Below are 23,501 nucleotides of genomic sequence, written 5' to 3'. Positions count from 1 at the left end.
ACATGCAACCGCCAGAATTCACCGACGCCACCCCCGCCGACTGCACGTGTTCGGCATGCCTGGGAAACCGCCGCGCGGGACGCACGGACACCTCCGCCGACCGGCGGCCCCGCGTGCGCGGTGCGGTAGTGGCCGCCGTCGGCGCCGCCGTCCTGGTGGGCACGGCGGCGGGCACGGCCTCGGCCGAACCAGCACCCAGCCACGCGGGCTGGGACGGTTCCAAGTACTGGTACAAGGACGCGACCGGCTGGTGGCGCTGGACCTCCCACTACGACAAGTACGTCGAGCGGGCCGGGGGCTCATCCACCGGTGGCACCTCCCCCCGGTCGCCCTCTGCCAAGGAACCGACGTTCCGCGGGCATGCGGGCTGGGACGCCACCGACCGCGTGTACTGGTATCAGAAGGGCGGGCAGTGGTGGTGGACCAGCCACCAGTCCAAGTACGCACGGAACACGGGTGGTTCGGGAGGATCCTCCGGCTCGTCGACCTCTTCCGGATCGGCGAGCTCCTCAAGTGGCACGGGCTCAGGAACCCCCAGCCGTCACGGCACCGAGGCCGCCATCGCGTACGCCATGGCACACCTCGGCGACCCCTACGTCTGGGGCGGCGACGGGCCGCACGGCTGGGACTGCTCCGGCCTCGTACAGGCCGCCTACCGCCAGGCCGGCATCACCCTGCCCCGCGTCGCCGACGACCAGTACCGCGCGACCACCCCGATCCCGCGCGACCAACTGCGCCGAGGCGACCTCGTGTTCTGGAGCACCACCGGCGGCGCCTCCGGCATCCATCACGTAGCCATCTACCTCGGCAACAGCCAGTACCTCGAAGCCCCCCGCCCCGGCAAGAACGTCCGCGTGTCTACGTTCGACTGGTACAACCCGAACATGTACGGACGTCTCCGTTAGCACACCGATGTCGCCTGTACGGCGACATCGGTGCGGCAGCCGGCTCTTCCCATGCCCCTCGACGCCGCAGTCCAGCCACGTCCGCCACCGCCGCACACAGCCCTCTGGTGCCGGTGTGCCGCTCCCCGCCAGGATCGCTCGTGCCGGGGAGCGGCCCGACTGCCGCCGTGAGCCAAGGAGCGCGCGTACCCCCTGCGGACCAACTCGGCTCCACATCGGGAGACCCACCCGTTGCCGCACATCAGCAGCAGGTGAGACCGCGTACCGCCAGCAGACGAAAAACCTGCTGGCCCGGACTCGCGCCGTGCACGGAATGGCCTCGGCCTCGGAACCGGACAAGAGAACAAGAAGGCCTCGTGCGGACGATCGCGAGAAATCCACCGGATGCGACGGGCGGGGAAGTCAGCATGCGTCCCGGAAGCCCTTCCGATGCACTCCCTCCCCCTCGACTCCGAGGCTGCCTCGTCCCTGCTGAAAGCACCCCCACCCCCCTCTGATTACTCATCAGTAGAGTCAGCAAAGGGTCAGCACCAGTCCGATCAGACCTGCTCACAGGCACCGAAACCTGCAAGACGCCCGCGCCAGGGAGCCCCACACCCATGAAGGGGTTGCCGCTCCCGGCCGAGCGTCGGCAAGGGCCCCGAGGGCACCCCGGGGCCCACCCCTTCCGCACTCCGCTCGAAACACGAAAAGTGCAGCTCAGCGCACCCTCCCCCGAGCCTTCAACGCCACCGCCGGCAGCGCGGGCGCGGCCAACCGCTCCCCGTCATACCCCTTCACCTCACCGAACCGCGCCCCCGACATCCACTCCTCCCGCGCCTCCTCGATGTCCGCCTGCGAGCGGCCGATGAAGTTCCACCACATCACGATCTCCTCCTCGAACGGCTCGCCGCCCAGGAGCATGAGGGAGGCGTCCGAGGGGGCGTGCAGGGGGAGTTCGGTGCGGCCGCAGCCGAGGTAGAGCATGGAGCCGGGGAGGACCGGGACGCCGTCCACGTGGGCCTCGCCGGACATCGACAGGACCGCGTACTCGAAGTCCGGGTCGAGGGGCAGGGCGAGGTCCGCGCCGGCCGTCAGGGTCAGGTCGGCGCCCACCAGGGGGCTGTAGATCGTGCCCGGCGACGCCGCGCCGTCGAGCTCGCCCAGGATCACCGTGGCCTTCAGGCCCGGGGCGGTGACCGTGGGGAGGTCCGCGTGGTGCTGGAAGTGCGGCTCGGTGTGGCGGTGGGCGTCGGGCAGGGCGACCCAGAGCTGGGCGCCGTGCAGGAGGCGGGCGTGCGGGCGGGGGCTCTCCTCGGAGTGGCTGATCGCCCGCCCCGAGGTCATCAGGCCGAGCTCGCGCGGGCGTACGGTCTGCAGGCTGCCGAGGCTGTCGCGGTGCAGCACCTCGCCCTCGTGCAGCCAGCTCACCGTCTGCAGCCCCATGTGCGGGTGCGGCGGCACCTGCATACCGGGCTCGTCGGCGATGTCGTCCGGGCCGTAGTGGTCGACGAAGGCCCAGGCGCCGACCATGCGGCGGCCGAGGTTCGGCAGCAGCCGGCGGACCTCGGTGGACTCGCCGAGCTTGACGGTGCGCGGCGACAGCAGCTCGCGCACCGGCTCGGCGACGACGAAGCCGCGGCCGCCGCACACGGAGAGTGTGGCTTGACGATCGAGATTGCTCATGTCGGTCAACCTATTCCTGTCGGGGCACCCGGTGGCAGCCTCCCACGCGCGCCACACCCGCAAGGTTGTGGAATTTTCAACCATCACCTCGTGTTGTGGCGTCCGTATCGGCATTTGGCAGACCAGCTACGAGAGGATCCTCCGTGGTCGACAGCTACTACGAGTCCGGCACCACCGCCGAGCGCTGGGACCGCGCCCAGCTGTTCTTCGAGGCCAAGGAGTACGTCACAGCCGTACGCATCCTGACCGGCATCGTCGACGAGGTGCCCGAGCAGGTCGCGCCGCGGCTGCTGCTCGCCCGCGCCTACTACCACTCCGCCCAGCTCAAGAAGGCCGAGGCCGAGCTGCGTTCCGTCCTGGAGCGCGACCCCGTCGAGCAGTACGCGACGCTGATGCTCGGCCGCACCCTGGAGCGCCAGGGCCGGCCCGAGGACGCGGCCCGCTATCTGCGCCTCGCCGCCGCCTTCGACGGGGAGGTCCCGGCACAGCAGCGGTGACCTGCGGACTCGGCGCGCCGACGGCCCCTTCGGCCGCGCATGGCACACTGGCCGATCGATCCGCCGAAGGAGTGCTCAGCCGTGCCCATGATCCGCAACCTCCGCAGGGCGGTCCGCCGTGCCTACCGCCGCACGGTGGACCTCAGCCACCCGGCCCGCTCGCCTCTCGGCAGCGCCGTGGTGAACTGCGTGGTCTACCGGGACGGGGTGCGCCAGCCGGGCGACTGCCCGGTGGACGAGGCCGTACGGCGGGTGCGCAAGGCCGGGGAGGGGTTCGTGTGGGTCGGGCTGCACGAGCCGAGCGCCGAGGAGTTCGCCGGGATCGCCGAGCTCTTCGAGCTGCACCCGCTGGCCGTCGAGGACGCGGTCCGCGCCCATCAGCGGCCGCAGGTCCAGCCGTACGACGACGTGCTGTTCGCGGTCTTCAAGACCGTCGGCTACGTCGAGCACGAGGAGCTGACCGCGACCAGCGAGGTCGTCGAGACCGGTGAGTTGATGATTTTCACCGGGCCCGACTTCGTGGTCACCGTGCGGCACGGCAAGCACGGCTCGCTCGGTCCGCTGCGCGAGGCCCTGGAGAAGACGCCCGACCAGCTCGCCAAGGGCCCGGCGGCGGTGCTGCACGCCATAGCGGACCACGTCGTCGACGACTACCTCGTGGTCATCGACGCCATGCAGGACGACGTGGACGCCGTCGAGACCGCCGTGTTCAGCGACACCGCCGGGCGCGGCGACGCGGGCCGCATCTACCAGCTCAAGCGCGAACTCCTGGAGTTCAAGCGGGCGGTGACGCCGCTGTACCGCCCGCTCCAGGCCCTCGCCACCGGGCCGATGCCGCACATCGGCCCGGACACCCAGCCGTACTTCCGCGACGTCTTCGACCATCTGGCCCGGGTCAACGAGCAGATCGGCTCCTTCGACGCGCTGCTCGACTCGATCCTCCAGGCCCATCTGGCGCAGGTGACGGTGGCCCAGAACGAGGACATGCGCAAGATCACGGCGTGGGCGGCGATCGTCGCGGTGCCGACGATGGTGTGCGGGATCTACGGCATGAACTTCGACAACATGCCGGAACTGCACTGGAAGTACGGGTACTTCCTCGCCCTCGCCCTCATGGCCGTCGCCTGCTTCGCCATCCACCGGGGCTTCCGCCGCAACGGCTGGCTGTGACCGGACGACCGGCGGGCCGCCGTCACGGTCCGTAGAAGCGGCCGTTCCGACTCCGCCACCGATTTTCAGCCAACTCGACTACAGGCATCACCGAAGCGGTCACGCTGTGCCACATTGCTCGGCATGGAGACCAACACCGTGTTCTGCACCATCATCCCGCCCCATGTCCTCGACAAGCTCGCGCAGGCCGAGGACCCCACCACGTTCGAGCCAGCGCGCCGCACCCTTGAGCACGACGCGCTCCAGCGCACCCGGCGCCGGATCACCACCGTGCGTGGCATGGCCGCCCCCACGGGCACGCCCTCCGACAAGCCCACCCGCACGATTTACGACGCCAGGTCGCAGGAGACGCTGCCCGGTTCGAAGGTGCACACCGAGAGCGACACGCCGTCGCAGGACGCGACCGTCAACCGGGCGCACGCCGGGCTCGGTGCCACTTTCGAGCTGTATCTCAAGGCGTACGGGCGGCACTCGATCGACGACTCCGGACTGCCGCTGGAGGCGACCGTCCACTACGGCGAGAAGTACGACAACGCCTTCTGGAACGGCGAGCAGATGGTGTTCGGCGACGGGGACGGCGAGCTCTTCCTCGACTTCACCATCCCGGTCGACGTCATCGGCCACGAACTCACCCACGGCGTCACGCAGTTCACCGCCAACCTGGAGTACTTCGGGCAGTCGGGCGCGCTCAACGAGTCGGTCTCGGACGTCTTCGGCTCACTCATCAAGCAGTACGCGCTCGGGCAGTCCGCCGACCAGGCCGACTGGCTGATCGGCGCCGGGCTGCTCGGCCCGCGCATCCACGGCGAGGCGCTGCGGTCGATGAGGGCGCCGGGCACGGCGTACGACGACCCGCAGCTCGGCAAGGACCCGCAGCCCGCCACGATGGAGGACTTCGTGCGCACCAGCCGGGACAACGGCGGAGTGCACATCAACTCGGGCATCCCCAACCACGCGTTCTACCTGGCGGCCACGGCGCTGGGCGGCAACGCCTGGGAGCGGGCCGGGAAGATCTGGTACGCCACGCTGACCGGCGGAGAGCTGGCGAGCGACGCCCAGTTCGCCGACTTCGGCCGCCTCACGGTCGCCACCGCCCGCGGCCTGTACGGCGACGGCGACGAGCTCCAGGCCGTCACCAAGGCGTGGGGCCAGGTCGGGGTGGAGCTCACCTGAGGCGGTCCGGGACCGGTCAGGGAATCGGGATCTCCAGCTCAGGCCGGTCCCACATCACCGCGGGCGGGTTCGCGCGGGCCGTGCCGGTCCGCAGCGCGCCCATGCTGCGGTAGAAGCCCTCGGCGGGCGGGTGCGAGACCACCCGGACGCGGTCGAGCCCGGCGGCCCGGGCCCGGCCGGTCATGTGCGCGACCAATCGGCGTCCGATGCCGAGCCCCTGGGCGTCGTCGGCGACGAACATCAGGTCGAGCTCGGGCGGGGCGAGCAGCAGGGCGTAGAAGCCGAGCAGCCGGTCGTCGGCGCCGACCGCCACGTACACCTCGTGCGTCTCGATGTAGTCGGGTCCCACCCGGTAGCCCGCGACCATCGGCGCGTACGGGCCCTCGTACGCGCGTGACGACCGTACGAGCCGGGTGAGGCGCTTGGCGTCGCGCGCGACCGCGCGCCGGATCAGCACGCCCTCGCCACCCTTGCTCGTAATGTGTGAGGTCATGTGGTGAGTATTACTGATGGGTGGCCGTGCGGGCGAACCCGGGCCGGGGCTCCGCCTCCCGGGCCAGCCTGCGCAGCACCGCCCCGCAGCGGCGGGCGTACAGCCGCTGGGCGACCGGGACCAATGGGCCCGCCAGGCGGGTGTACCAGCTCGCGGGGTGGCTGAAGGCGGTGACGGTGAACCAGACCTGGCCCCTGCCGTCGAGCTCCACGACGAAGGACTCCTCGCCGCACTCCGGGTGACCCGGGAGCGTTCCGTAGGCGAAGCCGATCCGGTGCGGCTCCCGGTCGGTCCACACCACCCGGCACGGCGCCGCGATCCCGACCGGGCCGACGCCGAGCACGATGTCCACGGGGACGCCCGGCTCGGCCCGCCCGGACGGCGAGCGCACCCCGACGCCGAGGGCGCGGTGCATCCGCCACTCGGTGACGGCGGCTCCGGCGCGGCGCAGAGTGTCCGGCCCATGGCCGATCCGCGTGCTGTGGTGGAGGTGGTGGTATCCGGCGGGCAGCCGGTGCAGCCGGGTGCCGCCGACCTCGGGATAAGTGAAGGCGAGGACGCTCATGCGCTTACCGACCCCCCATTCTGAACGCGTTCAGATACAGAGCGAGCCTACCTCGCGTTGAACGCGTTCAACAAGGCGGTGGCCGGAGCGGACGGGACGTACGCGCAACGGCGTACGGCGCTGTGCGCGCCGGGGCCCGGCGGACCGTAACTATCGCGCCGCGCGGGCGCCCCCGGGGCCCGGACGGCGGATGCTGGAGGTGCCCGGTGTGCACGCTGAGGAGGCCGTCGTGGGAATGCTCGTGATCGAAGGAACGTACCGGGTCACCGGTGCCAGACCGGACGGCGACTCCGTCCGCTTCTACCCGGCCGACCCCGCGCAGTGGGACCTCGTACCCGGGCCGCACCGCGTCCAGCGCAACCGGAGCGGCGGCGCCCAGCTGCGGCTCGACGGCATCGACACCCTGGAGACGCACTACATCCCGGCGCACGGCCGCGAGACGCACCAGCCGCCGCCGTTCGCGGACCGGGCGGCCGACGCGCTCACCGCCTGGCTCGGCTTCACCGGCGTCGAGCGCGACGCCCACGGCACGGTCACCGCCTCCGAGCCCGACCGGGCCCCGGGGTTCGTTCTCACCCGGGGCGCGGACCTGCACGGGCGCTGTGTGGCGATGGCCGGACGGGGCCCGGCGCCCGGCCCGAGCGGGCAGCAGCACTTCGTCGACGCGGCGCTGCTCCAGCAGACCGCCAACTTCGCCCAGTTGGCGGACGGGCTCGCCTATCCGACGTACTACACCAAGCTGTTCGTCGATCTGCGCGCGGCGATGACGGCCGCGGTGCAGGAGGCGCGCACGGCCGCCAACGGGCTGTGGCCGGTGGATCTGACCGCGAGCGGCGCGAAGATCGACGGTCTGGCCTCGCTCACCGAGAGCGCGGTCGTGCTGCCGAAGCTGTTCCGGCGCCTTGCGGACTATCTCGTCCTCGGCGCCGGGGACCCCTCGCTCGCCGGGTTCAAGGCGTTTCTCGACCAGCGCCCCGACCGCGTCCTGATCGTGTCGAAGGGGCAGTTCACCACCCTGTCGACAGTCGTGGAGGTCGCCGAGCAGACCGTCCGGATGACCGAGCCGCCGGAGAACCTCGTCTTCGAGGAGCACTGACGGCGACCTCCAGCTGACGGCGACCTCCACACGGGCGCCTACTGGTCGCGGTACGTCTCCAGGAGGCGCAGCCACACCTCGCTGATCGTCGGGTACGCCGGTACCGCGTGCCACAGCCGCCCGATCGGGACCTCGCCGGCGATCGCGACCGTGGCGGAGTGGATGAGCTCGCCCACGCCGGGGCCGACGAAGGTGACGCCGAGCAGGACCTCGCGGTCCAGGTCGACGACCATCCGGGCGCGGCCCCGGTAGCCGTCGGCGTACAGGCCCGCGCCCGCCACGCCGCTCAGGTCGTAGTCGACGGCCCGGACGCGGTGCCCGGCCGCCTCCGCCTCGGCGAGCGTCAGCCCCGCCGAGGCGGCCTCGGGGTCGGCGAAGACGACCTGGGGGACGGCGGCACGGTCGGCGGTGGCCGCGTGGGCGCCCCAGGAGTCGGTCTCCAGGAGCGGGACCTTCGCCGCGCGCGCGGCGATCGCGGCGCCCGCGATCCTCGCCTGGTACTTGCCCTGGTGGGTCAGCAGCGCCCGGTGGTTGACGTCGCCCACCGCGTACAGCCAGTCGCTCCCCGCCACCAGGCAGGAGTCGTCGACCGGCAGCCAGGAGCCGGGCTCCATGCCGATGGTGTCCAGGCCGATGTCGTCGGTGCGCGGGGCCCGGCCGGTGGCGAAGAGGATCTCGTCCGCCTCGATGCGCCCGCCGTCGTCCAGGACGACCGTGACGGGTCCGGTGCTGCCCTCCCGTACGACCTCGGACACGGACACGTGCGTACGTACGGAGGCGCCCGCCTCCTTGAGTGCCTCGGCGACCAGCTCGCCCGCGAACGGCTCCATCTTCGGCAGCAGCCCGTCGCCGCGCACCAGCACCGTCACCTGCGCGCCGAACGCCTGCCAGGCCGTCGCCATCTCGACGCCGACCACTCCCCCGCCGACGACCACGAGCCGGCCCGGCACCTCCTGCGCGCTGGTGGCCTCGCGGCTGGTCCAGGGCCCGGCCTCGGCGATGCCGGGCAGATCGGGCACGATGGCGCGGCTGCCGGTGCAGACGGCGACCGCGTGCCGGGCGGTCAGCACGTGGTGCTCGCCCTCGGGGCTGGTGACGCTGACCTTGCGGGTGCCGTAGAGGCGTCCGTGGCCGCGGTAGAGGTGGGCGCCGATGCCGTCCAGCCACCGCACCTGGCCGTCGTCCTTCCAGTGCGAGACGTAACTGTCGCGGTGCGCGAGCACCGCCGGCACGTCCAGCGGGCCCTCCACGCTGCCGCGCAGCCCGGGCACCTTGCGCGCGTCCGAGCGAGCGATCACCGGCCGCAGCAGCGCCTTGCTGGGCATGCACGCCCAGTACGAACACTCGCCGCCGACGAGTTCGCTCTCCACCACGGCGGCGCTCAGGCCCGCCGCCCGCACCCGGTCGGCGACGTTCTCGCCGACCGGCCCCGCTCCCAGCACCACCACGTCGTATTCCAGGGCTTCCGTCATACGCACAGTCTGGTGCGGGGAGTACCTCGGAGCCACAGGGGCAGCCGTGAGTCAGCGGAAAACACACGGAATACCACGACGGCGGCCGCCGTTGTGCGAAGCGGCTTCACGGTGAGGCCAGGAAGAAGGAGTGCGTGATGGCGACTGTGGAGCTGACCAAGGAGAACTTCGACCAGGTCGTGTCGGACAACGACTTCGTCCTGATCGACTTCTGGGCCTCCTGGTGCGGTCCCTGCCGGCAGTTCGGCCCCGTCTACGAGGCGGCCTCCCAGCGCCACGAGGACCTGGTCTTCGCCAAGGTGGACACCGAGGCCCAGCAGGAGCTGGCGGCGGCGTTCGAGATCCGCTCGATCCCCACCCTGATGATCGTCCGCGACAACGTGGCGATCTTCTCGCAGCCCGGCGCACTGCCGGAGGCCGCTCTGGAGGACGTGATCGGGCAGGCGCGCGCCCTCGACATGGACGAGGTCCGCAAGTCGGTCGCCGAGGCCGAGAAGGCCGAGTAGGGCGGCCCCGCGGCTCAGCCCAACTGCCAGGCGATGAGCGACAGGGACACCATCGACAGGAGCGTCGAAAGCAGCACGGTGTCCCTGGGCAGTTCCGTGTCCAGGGAGTACTCCGACGCGAAGATGAACGCGTTCTGCGCGGTCGGCAGCCCGGCGCACAGCACCACCGCGAACAGCGCGTGCCCGTCGAGCCCGAAGAGCCAGCGCCCCAGCGCGTAGGCGAGCAGGGGCTGCGCCACGACCTTCAGCCCCACCAGGATCAACCGCTCGGTCCGGCCGTCGGCGTCGGGCCGGGCGCGCGCGTTCAGCGACATGCCGAGCGCGAAGAGCGCCGACGGGACGGCGCCGCCGCCGAGGATCTGGAGCGGCGAGACCACTTCGTCGGGCAGCCGCAGCCCGGTCCCGGCGACCACGAGCCCCAGCGCTGACGCCCCGATCACCGGGTTGCGGAAGGGGAGTTGGAGGATCCGCGTCCACCGCTCGCGCCCGGCCCGGCGTACGTCCAGCTCGATCAGGACCAGGATCAGCGGCGTGATGAAGAGCATCTGGAAGAGGGCCGCGGCGACGATGAACGAGGTGTCGTGCAGGACGTGCACGGCGACCGGGATGCCGAGGTTCGCGGAGTTCACATAGGACGCGGCCATCGCGCCTATCGCCTGCTCCCCGCGCTTGCGCCGGAACATCCAGCGGCTGACGAGCAGCCCGGCCGCGAACACGGTGACCAGGCTCGCGGCGAAGACGGCCACGCCCGGCCGGGCCAGATCGCCCGGGTGCGAGCGCGACATCGTGAGGAACAGCAGCGACGGCATCGCGAAGGTGAACGCGAACCTTCCCAGCACGTGCTGCGCCTGCGCCTGGGCGCCGAGCACGTTGTAGCGCCCGGCGGCCCAGCCGCAGGCGGTGAGTGCCCAGATGGGCAGGAAGCCGCTGATCACTGCGTTCACTGGCTCAGACTAGGTGGTGGGGTGCGAATGCCGTCGTGCGGCTGCGGGTTGTGTGTGGCTGGTCGCGCAGTTCCCCGCGCCCCTAAAAGGCTCCGCTAGAACGCATGGCTCGGCGGGGTACGCCGTACCGTCGTCCACCTCAGCTCCGTGAACGCCTCCAGATTCGCCGCGCCGCCGAACCTCGCGCCCGTCCCCGACGCCGCCACGCCGCCGAAGGGCGCCACCGCCTCGTCGTTGACCGTCTGGTCGTTGATGTGGGCGATGCCGGTCGGGATGCGGTCCGCGAGCTCAAGGCCGAGCGCGGTGTCGCGGGTGACGATGCCGAGGGAGAGCCCGTACGGGCCGTCGGCGGCCAGTGCGGCGGCCTCGTCCAGGGTGCGGAACGGCCGTACGGGCGCGACCGGTCCGAAGACCTCCTCCGTATACGCCGGGGTGTGGTCGTCGACGTCCGCGAGGACGGTCGGCCGGTAGAACAGCTCCTGGTGGGTGCCGCCCGCGGCGAGCCGGGCGCCGCGGGCGGTGCTGCCCTCCACCAGGCCGTGGATCTTGGCGAGTTGGGCCCGGTCGATGATCGGCCCGAGATGCACCCGCTCGCGGTACGGGTCGCCCACGGCCAGCGCGTCGGCCTTGGCGGCGAGCCGTTCCACGTACTCCTCGTACAGCGAGGCGTGGACGAGGTGGCGGCCGGTGGTCATGCAGATCTGGCCCTGGTGGAAGAAGGAGCCCCAGGAGGCCTGCGCCACCGCGCCCTCGATGTCGGCGTCCTCCAGGACGACCAGCGCGGAGTTCCCGCCGAGCTCCAGGTGGACGCGCTTGAGCAGACGCCCGGCGGCCTCACCGACCCGGCGCCCGGCGGCGGTCGAGCCGGTGAAGGAGATCACGGGGATGCCGGGGTCCGCGACCAGGGCCTGTCCGGCCTCGGCGCCGCCCGGCAGTACGTGAAGGAGGCCCTCGGGCAGCCCGGCCTCCTCGAAGACCGCGGCGAGCGAGAGACCGCCGCAGACGGCGGTGCGCGGATCGGGCTTCAGGACCACGGCGTTGCCGAGGGCGAGGGCGGGCGCGACCGAGCGGATGGCGAGGATGAGGGGGGCGTTGAACGGGGCGATGACCCCGGTCACGCCGACCGGCACTCTCCGGGTGAAGCTGAGTCTCGGCTCCTCGCTGGGCAGCACCTCGCCCAGCGGCCGGGAGGCGAGCGCCGCCGCCTCGTAGCACTCCTGGGCGGCCACGTGCAGCTCGAAGTCGGCCTTGCCGGGGATCGAGCCGGACTCCCGTACGAGCCATTCGCGCAGCTCTCCCCCAGAGCCGAAAGCCTGGGAGGTGCCCCCAGCGCACTCCGTGAACAGGTCGCCCGCGCGGCGCAGTACGGCCGCGCGGGCGAAGTGCGGGGTGCGGGCCCAGCCGGGCTGTGCCGCGCGGCCCGCCGCGACGGCCGCCGCGATGTCGTCCGCGGTAGCCAGGGTGAGCGCGCCCAGGCCCTCTCCGGTGGCGGGTTCGGTGACCTCGTACTCACCCCCCGACAGCGTCCGCGCCTGCCAGGTCTTGGGGTCGAGCAGGGTCATGAAGGATCTCCAGTCTCACGCGTGATCGAGAGCGATGACCGAGGGGAAGCCATGATCGCGGGGAAGTTCCGTGCGGCATCCTAGTGGGGCTGCACGAACAAATGTCTGCGGAGGTCCGGTGCGGTACCGGGTGCCCTACAGGGGCGCGGGGAACTGCGCGACCAGCCACAGACGGCCCGCAGCCGACCAACTGCCCCTCCAGCGGAGCGCCTAGCGCTCCAGGACCAGCGCGAGCCCCTGGCCGACGCCGATACAGAGCGCGGCAAGCCCCACGCCCGAGCCCGCCGCGGCCAGTTGGTGGGCCACCGCCCCGGCGAGCCGGGCGCCCGACGCGCCCAGCGGGTGGCCGATGGCGATGGCGCCGCCACGCGGGTTGACCACGGCGGGATCCAGCTCCGGCCACTCGGCCAGACACCCCAACGACTGCGCGGCGAACGCCTCGTTGAGCTCGAAGACGCTCAGGTCCCCGAGGCCCTTGCCCGCCTTGGCCAGCGCGGTGCGCACCGCCTCGACCGGGCCGAGACCGAAGAGCTGCGGCTCGATCCCGGTGACCGCTGACGTACGGATCCGGGCGAGCGGCTCGCGGCCGGTGGCGCGCAGCCCCTCCTCGTCGACGAGCAGCAGAGCGGCGGCGCCGTCGTTGAGCGGCGAGGAGTTGCCCGCGGTCACCGAACCGCCCTCGCGGAAGGCGGGCTTGAGCCGGGCGAGCGCCTCCATGGAGGACGACTCGCGGATGCACTCGTCACGGACGAGATCGACGCCCTCGTACGGGACGACCTCGTCGTCGTACAGCCCCTTCGCCCAGGCTTCGGCGGCCTTGCGGTGGCTGTCGAGGGCAAACGCGTCCTGCCGCTCACGGGTCAACGCGTGCCGGTCCGCGATGAGTTCGGCGCCCTCGCCGAGCGCGACCGTCCACTCGGCGGGCATCTTCGGGTTGGTCATCCGCCAGCCGAGCGTGGTCGACCAGAGCTGCTGGTGACCGGCCGGGAAGGCGCGCTCGGGCTTCTGCATCACCCATGGGGCGCGGGACATCGACTCCACACCGCCCGCGACCGCGATGTGCGCGTCACCGACCGCGATGGCGCGGGCCGCCTGGATGACGGCTTCCAGGCCGGAACCGCACAGGCGGTTGACGGTGACGCCGGGGACCGACACCGGCAGCCCGGCGAGCAGCACGGCCATCCGGGCCACATCGCGGTTGTCCTCGCCGGCGCCGTTGGCGTCGCCGAAGTAGACGTCGTCGATGCGGGCCGGGTCGAGCTGCGGGGAGCGGCCGACGAGCGACTTCACCACGTGCGCGGCCAGGTCGTCGGGCCGCACCCGGGCGAGCGCGCCCCCGAACTTGCCGATGGGGGTGCGCACGGCGTCGACGATGTACACGTCCCGGATGCTCATCGGTTTCTCTCCCGCTGCTCGGTCGGCCGTGCCCGCGTGGTGCGCGACGCATTCGGTCCGACGCACTCTGTTCGCCCAGTGAACTTTGGTTCACAATCAATGCCGAGTCTCGGCCCGCCCCGGCGCGCTGTCAACGGCCCTTGGAGGACCCGTGTCCCACGACATGTCGGTCGGCCCGCTGGAACGCGGCCTCGCGGTGCTTCGCGCGCTCGCCGCACACGACATGGACCGCGGCGCGCTCGTACGGTCCACCGGGCTCGCCCGGGCGACGGTCGACCGGGTGGTGGCGACTTTGGACCGGCTCGGCCTGGTCCGCGCCGACGGCCGGGGAGTCGCGCTCGCACCGCGCCTGATGGCGCTGTCCGGCGCGTATCTGCGCGGCAGCGGGATTCCGGCGGCGCTCGGCCCGCTCGTGGGAAGGCTCGCGGACGAGCTGGACGAGTCCGTCTCGGTGGCCGTGCCCGACGGGGCGGGCGCCCGCGTCGTCCTCCAGACCGCCGCCCGCCGCCGCACGATGTCGCTCGCCTTCCGCATCGGCGACCTCCTGCCCGCCGACCGCTGCGCGCCGGGCGCGCTCTTCGCCGACGGCACGCTGGAGTGGGCGGTCGACGAGGAGCTGATCGAGCCGGGGCTGATCGCGGTGGCGGTGCCCGTACGTGACGCGGCGGGCTCGACGGTGTGCGCGGTGAGCGTGGCGAGCCACACGAGCAGGCACACCCCGGAGTCCCTGCGGGAGGCGGTGCTGCCTCGGCTGCGGGAGGCGGGGGGTGCGATGGAGGCGGCGCTCGCGGGGCCGTGTCCGTCGGCCGTGGTCGACCCCGTGGCGGGGTCCCTCGTCGACGCGTCCGCCGGACTCAAGGTCGACGCCTCCGCCGGGCTCAAGCGGGAGCTCGGGCCGGACTTTCTGCAGTCCCTCGCCCGTGGCCTCGCGGTGCTGTGCGCACTGGGCGCGGACCGGGGCGAGGGGCTGACGCTCACGGCCGTCTCCGAGGCGACCGGCCTGGCCCGGGCCACCGTGCGGCGCTCGCTGCTCACGCTCGCGCACCTGGGGTACGTGGAGTGCGGCGGCCCCGGCGGGCGTCACTTCCGGCTGCTCCCCCGGGTCCTCGAACTGGGCTGTGCCCGGCTCTCGGCGCTCGGGCTCGCCGAGGTCGCCCGGCCGCACCTGGCGCGCCTGGTGGCCCGGACCGGTGAGTCGGCGTCGATGGCGGTGCTCGACGGGGCCGACATCCGCTATGTGGCACGCGTCCCGACCGTACGGATCATGAGCATCGACATCACGGTGGGGACGCGGTTCCCGGCGTACGCGACGTCGATGGGGCGGGTGCTGCTCGCCGGTCTCACGCCGGGGGAACGCCCGCCGCTGCCCGACGGGCTGCCCGCCCTCACCCCGAACACGGTGACGTCCGCGGCCGAGCTGGCCCGGATCGTGGAGGGGTGCGCGGCCGACGGGTACGCGCTGGTGGCCGAGGAGTTGGAGGAGGGGCTGCGCTCGCTGGCCGTGCCGGTGCACGGGGCGGACGGGCGGGTGGTGGCGGCGGTGAACGTGGCGCAACACGCGCGGCGCGGGACGCCGGAGGAGATGCTGCGGACGCTGCTTCCGGCGCTGCGGGCGGCGGGCGCGGGGATCTCGGCGGATCTGGGGGTGCTGGGGGTGCCGGGTTTGTCGGGCGTGCCCGGTCACCCCTCGGGGGCGATGAGCGCGGTGAGGCCGTAGTCGAGCTCCGCGCCGTCCACGAGGATGCCCTCCACGGTACGGGTCCGGGGGTCCACGTCGGCGACGATGCCGTGGCCGGCGTAGCGGGGGTAGCCCGTCTCACCGGTCTCGCCCGTCGCCTCGACGAGGGCGGAGCGGACGGCGCTGTCGGCCACGGAGGCGGTGCCGCGGGTTTCCACGTGGGAGGGGACGAGGAGGATGACGAAGCGGGAGGGGTGCATGGGGGGACGGTAGGGGGGTGGGGGTGGAGGGTGCGGGGTGCCACTCCGCTCGTGGGGGCGGAAATTTCCCCCACCCCGCCCCTTCCCGAAAGCCCTCAGCAGGGCGGCTCTCGTGTCAGCTGCGGGCCGGTGGTCCGTTGTGCCCACAACGGACGGAGGACGGAAAGTCCACGCACCTATTACCTAGCTCGACTCCCGCCTCACCAAGGTCGCCCCCATCAAGTCCCTCCGCTCCCCCACCGCCGACGGGTCGCGTACCGCCGCGTCCACCAGTTCTGCCAGGTGGCGGCCCGCGATCATGTCTATGTTGACCGTGGTCAGGCGGGGGCGGAGAAGCTTGCCGAGGAGGAGGTTGTCGGCGCCGACCACGGCCGCCTCGGCGGGAACCTCTATGCCCGCGTCCTGGAGGGCGCGTATCAGGAGCATCGCGTACTCGTCGTTGTACGCGAACACCGCGTCGAGACCGAGCCCTCGCCAGCGCCGGGCCAGCCCTGCCGCCGACTCCTCCTCGTACGCCAGCTCCAGCGGCTCGACCACCGCGTCCGTGCCCGCGACGGCCTTGCGGGCGCCCGCAAGGCGGGGTGTGGAGAAGAGCTCCAGGCCCGGTTCGGCCGGCACCACGACGCCGATGCGGCGATGGCCGCGCTCCAGCAGGTGGCCGACCGCGCAACGCCCTATCTCTCGCTGGTCCATCAGCAGCGAGTGCGCGCCCTCGACGCGCTGCGGACCGAGCGTGACGACCGCCCGCGCCCCCGACCGCTTCAGCAGCTCGACGCCCTGGGCGGTCAGCTCGGTCTCGCCCAGCGAGATGACAGCGACCGGGCGCAGCTCGGCCCAGGCGCGGGCCGCGTCGTCGGCGCCCAGGCCGAGGCTGCCGTACTGCACGACCGTGTAGTCGAGCCGCCGCAGCGCCCCTTGCAGCTCGTTGAGGAAGCGGCTGTAGAGCGGCCCGACCGGGATGTGCCCGCTGGGCAGCAGCACGATCCGGGTGCGTCCGGCGCGCAGGCTGCGGGCCGCGGCGTGCGGCACGTAACCCAGCTCCTGGGCGGCCTCCCGCACCCGTACCCGGGTGGGCTCGCTGATGCGTACGGCCGAGGTGTTGTTGAGTACGTAGCTCACCGTCGCGCGCGAGACGCCGGCCAGTCGGGCCACGTCGGCACTGGTCGGGACGGGCCGGTCGGCGGGCTGCTGCGGCTGCTTCGCTATATCGCTCATCGCGTTCGGCATCCTTGCAGAACCACCGGTGTCCCGGTCCGGCGGTTGGCCGAAGTCGGTACGGCGGAGACCGGATATACCGTCTGGGGCAGGGGACACGAGGGCGGGCGCTCAACGAGGCGACGGCTGCTCGTACAACGGGTTGCCCGGCGCCGGAGTGATCCGGCTGAACGACGTCACGACGGCCCGGAATCCGGCGTGATCGTGGTGCCGTGCGGTGTGCCGGATCGCCCAGTCCTCCGGCCCGTCGCGGGTGTCGGAGGGTGGGGAGGTGTCGAGGCAGGTGGTGCACTCCATCACGTGGATCGGCCCGGCGGCACCGGGGGTTGTGTCGGCGCCGAGGGTCCATTCCGCGTAGCGGATCACGGACCTCATGGCGTCCGCTCCGGCGTCGTCGGCATCTGGCGCGGACTGTTCTGCCCGAGCGTCACGAGGTCGGCGAGGGCTTTGGCCGCGCAGACACTGCCTGCTGTGTGGGGTGGCAGGACCCAGTGCGGGCCGGGCCGTGCGGTGAGGTCGGGGCGGGGCACGCCCAGCCAGGTCCCTGGACGCAGGCACTCCACGCCCGGCACTCGCCAATCGGCGTACGTACCTGGCGGTACGAGTGCGTAGTACCAGACGCCGACGCCGTACGCATCGTGGATGACGGCCCCGCCGGGCAGGGTTTTGGCGAGGAACGCGGCGACGGCGTCGGGGTCTTCGCCGCCTGCGGCCGCGTGGACGACGGGGGCGGGCAGACGGATCGCGTCGAACTTGGTGCCGGTCGGCACGAGGGCGATACCCACGTCGAATTCGCGTCGGGCTTGGGCGGGTACGGGGTGCGTGGAGGCAAGCCAGTCGATGATGGCTCTGCCGGTCTGGTTCATCACGGCGTGATCACCTCGGCGCAGCCGCTGTGCGCGTAGCTGGTGTGGTCGCCGCCGCCCGTTTCGGCGACGAACATACGGGTGATGGTGTCGGCGCCCGGCTCCTTGCAGACCTCGCAACGCCGGTACTGCGCCAAGCCTGCGGCTTCGTTGGTGTCGCTCATGCTTCGGACTCCCATCTGCCAGGTCATGTCATGTGGACACGGCAGATGGTGGACTCGTGGAAGGGGCACAAGTGCTACAGCTTGTATCCCTTCAGATCCCTCGAAGGGGTTGCTCGATCGCGCCGATCCATTCCGCGTAACGCGTCAACGACTCGTCGTCGGCCCGCTTCAGCCGGCGTAGCGTTGCCGCTGTCTCACGGGCCCAGGGGTGCTCACGCGTGTGCTGTGGGCCGATGCGGCGAGCAACCTTCAGCGACTCGAAGGCATCGTCCATGAGGCCGGCCCACAACTGGGCGCGGGCCAGTTCGATGGAGAAGCCGGAGCGCCGCTCAGCGGGCATGCCGCTCGGCGGCTCCCAGTCGCGGGCGGCGCTCAGGGCGCGTTCGACGTGGTCGCCGCCCAGACTCACGGCCACCGACACCTCGTGAACGCGGACCGAGTCGGGACCGAAGGCAGTGCCGTCGTAGACATCCTCTCGGAGTTGATCAGCCAGTCGCAGTGCCTCATCGAGGTGGCTGTCAGCCGCCTCCGGGTCTCCGGCCCGCCCGGCGATGACGGCTGCCCGCATGTGAAGGGATCCCCGGGCGGCACCTGCGCTGCCCCGATCGGGCGCCGGACTGGCATCGATGGCCGCCTCCAGAGCGCGCAGACCTGCCGTGTGGGCGCGGGCGACGAAGAACGTCTCCGTCCGCACGTACGCGACCGAAGCAGCCAGCAGCGGCTCTTCGGCCAGAAGCGAGGCCCATCTCATCAGGTCCACCAGACGGGCGGAGAGGTCGTGGGCGCCGAACTTGAACGCCACGGCATCGGCGGTCCGCGCGGCGGAGACGACCAGCGCGGCGGCGCGGCGCTCCTGGGCGCCCCGTTCCCCATGCAGGGCGCGGAGGCTGTCCTCAAGAAGGCCCGGGATCACCTGCGAGATGCGGCCGTACTGGGCACCCAGGCGCCAGTTCACGGCTTCGTCCATCGCCGCACGCAGCTCGGGCAACGTCCGGGCCGGTGGCCCCTCCGGGGCGTCGTACGCGGCCAGCGCGGCGGAGATCGCGGGCAGAGCCCGGTGCACACGACGCTCAGTCCTCGCATAGCCGGTGCGCAGCGCGGACGGGTCCACGCCGAGGCTGTCCGCCAAGGCGTCGAGGGACGAATCACTCGGCATACGGGCGCCTCGCTCGACGGCCTTGACCATGGCGAGGGAGACGAAGGAAGCGCGGGCGAGATCTTGTTGTGTCATACGGCGGGAGTGGCGAGTGGCTGCGATGCGCTGCCCCACCTCGCGTGCACGGTCGGCGGGCATACTGAACTCCGTTCGGGGCTGCACTCCGAACCGTACCCATGCGTGCGCGCTGTGCGCACGTGAACGACCCGTCCCCGGAGCCCGAGTTGGGGCCGTTCGCCTCGGCCTACCCGGTGACGATCCGCACAACGTCGTCCAGGGAGTCGATCCGCCAGTCCGCCGCTGCCGCCTCCGCCGTGTCCGCCCACAGATGGCCCCACGGACCCCGCCGCAGGTGTGCGGTCCTCATGCCCGCGGCGAGGGCGGGACCGACGTCGTTCGCCGGGTGGTCGCCGACGTACAGCGTCTCGCCCGGCGCGGTCCGCGCGGCCTCGACGACTCGGGCGAAGAAGGCGGCCGAGGGCTTCGCCACGCCCCACTCGCCGGACGTGGCGATCACGTCGGCGGGCAGGTCCAGTGCCCGCAGGAGTTCGGCCGCGCGAGCCGTCTGGTTCCCGGCGATCACGACCCGTACGCCCCGCTCGCGCAGGGCCGTCAGGGCGGGGCGTACGTCCGGGTACAGATCGGATTCGTCCAGGAACTCGCCCAGCCCGGCAGCCTCACGAGCCGCGTACTCCGCAGCGACGTCGATGTCCGGCCGGATGAGCCGCAGCGCGTCCGCGTTGTCCCGCCCCTGGGCGACCACGGCGCCGACCAGAGCGGCCACAGTGTGCCGGGGGGCGTCGAGCCAGTCGGCCCAGGAAGCCCAGTAGCGGTCGTCGCGCACCAGGGTTTCACCGACGTCGAAGGCCACTGCGCGGATCATGGTGAAAGCGTAGGACATGCTGCCGAGTGCGACACGGACGGTGCGGAGTTGGACCCGCCGGAACCAGGAACCGGGGTCTGGTCTGCCCAAGCGCCACCAGGTCGGCGAGGGCTTTGGCCGCGCAGACACTGCCCGCCGCGCGGGGTGGCAGGACCCAGTGCGGGCCGGGCCGTGCGGTGAGGTCGGGGCGGGGCACACCCAGCCAGGTCCCTGGACGCAGGCACTCCACGCCCGGCACTCGCCAATCGGCGTACGTGCCTGGCGGTACGAGTGCGTAGCACCAGACGCCGACGGCGTCCGGGTCTTCGCTGCCCGCCGCCGCGTGTACGACGTCGGCGGGCAGGCGGATCGCGTCGAACTTGGTCCCGGTCGGCACGAGGGCGATACCCACGTCGAATTCGCGTCGGGCTTGCGTGGGCACGGGGTGCGCGGAGGCGAGCCAGTCGATGATGGCTCTGCTGTTCTGGTCCATCACGGCGTGATCACCTCGGCTCCGGCCGCCTCGGCGCAGTCGGCGTGCGCGTAGCTGGTGTGGTCGCCGCCGGTGTTCGGCCCGCGAGTTTCCGCAGGTCGGTGTCCATGTGGAGACGATCCCAATACGCGAGGGCAAGGGGGATATGACAACCTATGACACGGAGTTGATCATGCGTCAGGTAGCCATTACCGGAACGCGCTCGACCGGCCACCGCAGCCTGGACGCGTACGGCGACCTGTTCATGACCTATCTGGGCCCGTTCGCCGACGATGCTCACTTCTTCATCGGAGGCGCCAGCGGCATCGACTCAATGGCCCTGGTGTGGCTGGCCGGGAACACCGCGGCAGAGCTCACCGTCGTCGTGCCGGGCACGGTCGACCAACAGCCGGCTGACGCCCGGCAGGCCATCGCCCGCGCGAGGGACCGCATCAAGCAGGTCGTCGAGCTCAAGGCCACGGAACTGGGGACCCCCGCCTATCACGCGCGGAACCGGTGGATGGTCGACCACGCCTCGATGACCATCGGCTTCCCGCACGCCATCGAGCCGTCGACGGGCACGTGGCAGACCCTCGACTACACGGCGGAGCAGAGGAAGTGGCGCGTTGGGAATCCGCCCACCCGCCCCGGCCGGACGAACGCCACCAACTCCTCCTCGCCCACCTGTACGCGCGCACTCCGACCGGCCAGATCGCGCTCGGCCCCGGCTCCGACTTCGCTGAGCTGATCGACGCGCTGGCCCATCTCGGGGAATCCGCCCGCCAGTTGGCGGAGCTGCGGTCGGTGCTCGTGCAGGCCGCGACTGACCAGGGCGGCGGGATGCTGGCGCTGCTGTCGACGGCAGCGCAGTCCGCCCTCGCTGCGACGATGGCCGACCCGTCCCTGACGGATGAACACGCGGTGGCCGCGCTGTCCGCCGTGGTGTCCGACGTCAATTCACAGGTCGGCAGCCTCCCTTTCGTACGGCTCCAGCTGATGCTCGCCCCCGCGCTGGAGGCCTGCCGACAGCTGGCCATCGGGCCCGTGCCCGAACCGCTGCTGCCACACCTGCGCGCGGTCGCGGTCGCCACCCACACATTCGCGGGGCGCCTCGCCTTCGAGACCCGGGATGACGTGGCTTCCCGCAGCCTGTACACGGCCGCCGCCCGGGAAGCGAGCCTGCTGCCGGATCCGTGGCGGCGCCCCGTCGTACACATGAGCCACGCCCTGGTCACGCTGTATTCGACACAGGGCCTCGACGGGGCACGGACACTCGTGGATGCCGCCGTGTGCGATGCCCGCAATAGCGGCAGCGCCGTCGTGCGCGCACTGGCCCACGCCCTCCAGGCCGAGATCGCGGCGCGGGCGGGCCAGGAGCGGCAGGCGCAGGCCGCTCTGGGGCTGGCCCGGTACGACATGGAGCGCAGCCATCAGCGGGATCCGAGCATGACGTCGTTCACGGCGGGCCACCTGCGGGGCTTCGAGGGCGTATGTGAGCTGTATGTCGGTGACCCAGCTGCCGCGCACGAGCGTTTCGCGGTCTCGGCCGACGCGCTTGTGGCGCCGCGCGAGCAGGTGCAGCGGGCGATCGTCACGACGGACCAGGCGCTGGCCCGGATCCGTATGAACGATCCGCGCTCGGCAGCCGAGCTGTTGCACCAGTGCGTCGTGTCGGCCTCGGCGACCGGCGGGCGGGTCCCGGCGATCCGGTTGCGGCGGGCACGGCAGGAGTTGCGGCCGTGGCGCCACGAGGGCTGGGTGGCCGACCTGGATGATCACCTGATGGACGCCCTCGGATCATGACCCTCCACATACTCCTCCCGCACCTCGCGCGGCCCGAACGGCCACACCTTCTCGAACCGCGCCCACACCACGAACGCCACACACCCCAGCGCCAGCCAGGCCAGTGACCACTCGATGGGGTGGCGTCCGGGCGAGTTCTTGTCGGCGTAGCCGTAGATCACCAGCCAGCCCACCAGGGCGACGAAGCTGGGCAGCGGATAGAGCCACATCCGGTAGGGGCGGCGCAGGCCCGGCTGGCGGCTGCGCAGTACCGTCACCGCGGCGATCTGGGCCAGCGCCTGCACCAGCACCATCACCGTGGTGAGCAGTTGGATCAGGGTGGCCAGATCCGTGTGGCGGCCGATGAGGAAGCCGATCGCCGTGATGACGCCCATGGTGGCCAGGCCCAGCGTCGGGAAGCGGTGTTTGGGGTGGAGCCTGGCGTACGGGCGGAAGAAGACGCGGTCGCGGGCCGCGTCGTAGGGCACCCGGGAGCCGCCCAGCAGTCCGGTGAAGACGGAGGCGAAGGCCGTGATGAGGATGAGGACGGTGACGACGTCGGCGGCGCCCTTGCCCCAGGCCTTCTCCAGGACGGCGGACGCCACGGAGGTGGAGGCGATGTCGCCGGGGTCGGTCATCCGCTGCCAGTCGATGACGCCGAGGGTGCCTATCTGGAGGAGCAGATAGATCGCCATGATGCCGACGATCGAGAAGATGATGGAGCGCGGCAGGGTGCGGCCGGGGTTCTTGATCTCGGCGCCCATGTACGCGGTGGTGTTGTAGCCGAGGTAGTCGTAGATGCCGATGGTGAGACCCGCGGCGAAGCCGAGCCAGAAGTGGTTGCTGGTGAGCTCGAAGGCGCCCGACGGGTAGGTGAAGGCGCGGTCGGCGCTGAAGTCGGTGGCCGAGGCGATGACGACCAGGGTCACCGAGGCGATCATCACGGCCCACATCACGGTGGCGATCCGCGCGATGTGCTCGATGCCGCGCCACAGCAGCAGGACGACGAGTGCGATCACCCCGAGCCCGACCAGGTCGCCGGTCGTGTCCCCCATGTCCGGGGCGAGGTAGCCGAGGTACTGAACGAAGCCGACCACGCCGGTGGACATGATCAGCGGGATGAAGAGCATCGCCGTCCACACGAACAGGAACGGCATCAGACGTCCGCTGCGGTACTGGAAGGCCTGGCGCAGATAGACGTAACTGCCGCCCGAGCCGGGCAGGGAGGCGCCGAGTTCGGCCCAGATCAGCCCGTCGGCGAGGGCGAGCACCGCCCCGACGACGAAGCCGACGACGGCCTGCGGCCCGCCGAAGGCGGCGACCATCAGCGGGATGGTGACGAACGGGCCGATGCCGCACATCTGGCTCATGTTGATGGCGGTGGCCTGGAAGAGTCCGATACGGCGGACGAAGCCGCCGGTCGGCGGCGGGGTTCCGGACACGAAGGACCTCCCTGGGGCTTGGGGGACGCTGGTAACGGCGGTGCGAGCGGCGGTTCTTGGCCAGAGCGGGGGTGCGCCCCGGCGCCGGGCGTGCTCAAGTTAAGTACCTTTACTTTGAGCGTCAAGAGGTCGCCGGGAAACCGTCCGGAGCGATACGTGAG

The 23,501-nt window shown here is 71.7% G+C and carries 24 protein-coding genes; 9 read left to right on the top strand and 15 right to left on the bottom strand.

Annotation, left to right across the window (positions count from 1 at the left end):
* Positions 1 to 2 precede the first annotated feature (2 nt).
* Positions 3 to 905 (top strand): C40 family peptidase, encoded by a 903-nt coding sequence (locus tag OG965_RS33845; protein ID WP_371655861.1) that lies wholly within the window; start codon positions 3 to 5, stop codon positions 903 to 905.
* A gap of 699 nt (positions 906 to 1,604) precedes the next feature.
* Here the strand turns inward: OG965_RS33845 and OG965_RS33840 are convergent.
* Positions 1,605 to 2,570: a pirin family protein gene (locus tag OG965_RS33840; RefSeq protein WP_371655860.1), complete on the bottom strand. Its 966-nt coding sequence runs from the start codon at positions 2,568 to 2,570 to the stop codon at positions 1,605 to 1,607.
* Between the two features lie 143 nt (positions 2,571 to 2,713).
* On the opposite strand from OG965_RS33840, the gene OG965_RS33835 reads away from it, so the two are divergent.
* The 3 genes from OG965_RS33835 (at position 2,714) to OG965_RS33825 (ending at position 5,410) form a co-directional block, all read left to right on the top strand.
* A complete protein-coding gene (locus OG965_RS33835) occupies positions 2,714 to 3,067 on the top strand; it encodes a tetratricopeptide repeat protein (protein ID WP_371655859.1) in 354 nt (117 codons plus the stop codon).
* A gap of 87 nt (positions 3,068 to 3,154) precedes the next feature.
* The gene (corA, locus tag OG965_RS33830) at positions 3,155 to 4,237 is read left to right on the top strand and encodes a magnesium/cobalt transporter CorA (protein ID WP_371657135.1); all 1,083 of its coding nucleotides are present in this window, start codon (positions 3,155 to 3,157) and stop codon (positions 4,235 to 4,237) included.
* A 123-nt stretch (positions 4,238 to 4,360) separates the two neighbouring features.
* Positions 4,361 to 5,410 (top strand): M4 family metallopeptidase, encoded by a 1,050-nt coding sequence (locus tag OG965_RS33825; RefSeq protein WP_371655858.1) that lies wholly within the window; start codon positions 4,361 to 4,363, stop codon positions 5,408 to 5,410.
* 16 nt (positions 5,411 to 5,426) lie between these two features.
* On the opposite strand, the gene OG965_RS33820 is transcribed toward OG965_RS33825, so the two are convergent.
* Together OG965_RS33820 and OG965_RS33815 are read right to left on the bottom strand one after the other, a co-directional pair.
* Complete coding sequence (locus OG965_RS33820; protein ID WP_371655857.1) at positions 5,427 to 5,903, bottom strand: GNAT family N-acetyltransferase; 477 nt, start codon at positions 5,901 to 5,903, stop codon at positions 5,427 to 5,429.
* Positions 5,904 to 5,913: 10 nt separating this feature from the next.
* Positions 5,914 to 6,468: a DUF1990 family protein gene (locus OG965_RS33815; protein ID WP_371655856.1), complete on the bottom strand. Its 555-nt coding sequence runs from the start codon at positions 6,466 to 6,468 to the stop codon at positions 5,914 to 5,916.
* Between the two features lie 208 nt (positions 6,469 to 6,676).
* On the opposite strand from OG965_RS33815, the gene OG965_RS33810 reads away from it, so the two are divergent.
* The gene (locus tag OG965_RS33810) at positions 6,677 to 7,564 is read left to right on the top strand and encodes a nuclease (protein ID WP_371655855.1); all 888 of its coding nucleotides are present in this window, start codon (positions 6,677 to 6,679) and stop codon (positions 7,562 to 7,564) included.
* A 38-nt stretch (positions 7,565 to 7,602) separates the two neighbouring features.
* On the opposite strand, the gene OG965_RS33805 is transcribed toward OG965_RS33810, so the two are convergent.
* The gene (locus OG965_RS33805; RefSeq protein WP_371655854.1) at positions 7,603 to 9,036 is read right to left on the bottom strand and encodes an NAD(P)/FAD-dependent oxidoreductase; all 1,434 of its coding nucleotides are present in this window, start codon (positions 9,034 to 9,036) and stop codon (positions 7,603 to 7,605) included.
* A 137-nt stretch (positions 9,037 to 9,173) separates the two neighbouring features.
* On the opposite strand from OG965_RS33805, the gene trxA reads away from it, so the two are divergent.
* On the top strand, positions 9,174 to 9,542 hold the full coding sequence (gene trxA / locus OG965_RS33800; protein WP_371655853.1) for a thioredoxin: 369 nt from the start codon (positions 9,174 to 9,176) through the stop codon (positions 9,540 to 9,542).
* 14 nt (positions 9,543 to 9,556) lie between these two features.
* Here the strand turns inward: trxA and OG965_RS33795 are convergent, their stop codons facing one another.
* The 3 genes from OG965_RS33795 to OG965_RS33785 form a co-directional block, all read right to left on the bottom strand.
* Positions 9,557 to 10,486, bottom strand: coding sequence for an AEC family transporter (locus OG965_RS33795; RefSeq protein ID WP_371655852.1), 930 nt, complete (start codon positions 10,484 to 10,486; stop codon positions 9,557 to 9,559).
* 95 nt (positions 10,487 to 10,581) lie between these two features.
* Positions 10,582 to 12,048, bottom strand: coding sequence for a benzaldehyde dehydrogenase (locus OG965_RS33790; protein ID WP_371655851.1), 1,467 nt, complete (start codon positions 12,046 to 12,048; stop codon positions 10,582 to 10,584).
* Positions 12,049 to 12,258: 210 nt separating this feature from the next.
* The gene (locus tag OG965_RS33785; RefSeq protein ID WP_371655850.1) at positions 12,259 to 13,443 is read right to left on the bottom strand and encodes an acetyl-CoA C-acyltransferase; all 1,185 of its coding nucleotides are present in this window, start codon (positions 13,441 to 13,443) and stop codon (positions 12,259 to 12,261) included.
* A gap of 163 nt (positions 13,444 to 13,606) precedes the next feature.
* Between OG965_RS33785 and OG965_RS33780 the strand changes: the two genes are divergently transcribed.
* Positions 13,607 to 15,160, top strand: a complete 1,554-nt coding sequence (locus OG965_RS33780; RefSeq protein WP_371657134.1) for an IclR family transcriptional regulator C-terminal domain-containing protein — start codon at positions 13,607 to 13,609, stop codon at positions 15,158 to 15,160.
* On the opposite strand, the gene OG965_RS33775 is transcribed toward OG965_RS33780, so the two are convergent.
* From OG965_RS33775 to OG965_RS33745, 7 genes are all read right to left on the bottom strand, one after another.
* Positions 15,124 to 15,381: a hypothetical protein gene (locus OG965_RS33775; RefSeq protein ID WP_371655849.1), complete on the bottom strand. Its 258-nt coding sequence runs from the start codon at positions 15,379 to 15,381 to the stop codon at positions 15,124 to 15,126. The genes OG965_RS33780 and OG965_RS33775 overlap by 37 nt on opposite strands.
* A gap of 183 nt (positions 15,382 to 15,564) precedes the next feature.
* Positions 15,565 to 16,596, bottom strand: a complete 1,032-nt coding sequence (locus OG965_RS33770; protein ID WP_371655848.1) for a LacI family DNA-binding transcriptional regulator — start codon at positions 16,594 to 16,596, stop codon at positions 15,565 to 15,567.
* 111 nt (positions 16,597 to 16,707) lie between these two features.
* Positions 16,708 to 16,971 (bottom strand): hypothetical protein, encoded by a 264-nt coding sequence (locus OG965_RS33765; RefSeq protein ID WP_371655847.1) that lies wholly within the window; start codon positions 16,969 to 16,971, stop codon positions 16,708 to 16,710.
* A complete protein-coding gene (locus OG965_RS33760; protein ID WP_371655846.1) occupies positions 16,968 to 17,462 on the bottom strand; it encodes a hypothetical protein in 495 nt (164 codons plus the stop codon). The genes OG965_RS33765 and OG965_RS33760 overlap by 4 nt, the downstream gene beginning before the upstream one ends.
* Positions 17,462 to 17,626, bottom strand: a complete 165-nt coding sequence (locus OG965_RS33755) for a hypothetical protein (protein ID WP_371655845.1) — start codon at positions 17,624 to 17,626, stop codon at positions 17,462 to 17,464. The genes OG965_RS33760 and OG965_RS33755 overlap by 1 nt, the downstream gene beginning before the upstream one ends.
* A gap of 91 nt (positions 17,627 to 17,717) precedes the next feature.
* Positions 17,718 to 18,920 carry a helix-turn-helix domain-containing protein gene (locus tag OG965_RS33750; RefSeq protein WP_371655844.1) on the bottom strand — a complete coding sequence of 401 codons (1,203 nt, stop codon included), beginning with the start codon at positions 18,918 to 18,920 and terminating at the stop codon, positions 17,718 to 17,720.
* A gap of 106 nt (positions 18,921 to 19,026) precedes the next feature.
* A complete protein-coding gene (locus OG965_RS33745; RefSeq protein WP_371655843.1) occupies positions 19,027 to 19,665 on the bottom strand; it encodes an HAD family hydrolase in 639 nt (212 codons plus the stop codon).
* A 644-nt stretch (positions 19,666 to 20,309) separates the two neighbouring features.
* Between OG965_RS33745 and OG965_RS33740 the strand changes: the two genes are divergently transcribed.
* Entirely contained in the window at positions 20,310 to 20,864 is a 555-nt protein-coding gene (locus OG965_RS33740) for a hypothetical protein (protein WP_371655842.1), read from the top strand.
* Positions 20,801 to 21,919 carry a hypothetical protein gene (locus tag OG965_RS33735; RefSeq protein ID WP_371657133.1) on the top strand — a complete coding sequence of 373 codons (1,119 nt, stop codon included), beginning with the start codon at positions 20,801 to 20,803 and terminating at the stop codon, positions 21,917 to 21,919. Before OG965_RS33740 ends, OG965_RS33735 begins: the two co-directional genes overlap by 64 nt.
* On the opposite strand, the gene OG965_RS33730 is transcribed toward OG965_RS33735, so the two are convergent.
* Entirely contained in the window at positions 21,892 to 23,340 is a 1,449-nt protein-coding gene (locus OG965_RS33730; RefSeq protein WP_371655841.1) for an APC family permease, read from the bottom strand. The two genes, OG965_RS33735 and OG965_RS33730, sit on opposite strands and share 28 nt — an antisense overlap.
* Between the last annotated feature and the right edge of the window lie 161 nt (positions 23,341 to 23,501).

It is taken from the genome of Streptomyces sp. NBC_00224, from assembly GCF_041435195.1.
In the GTDB taxonomy this organism is placed as follows: Bacteria; Actinomycetota; Actinomycetes; order Streptomycetales; family Streptomycetaceae; genus Streptomyces.
Note: the sequence above shows the minus strand (reverse complement) of the source record. Positions and strands in the feature narration are given on the sequence as shown.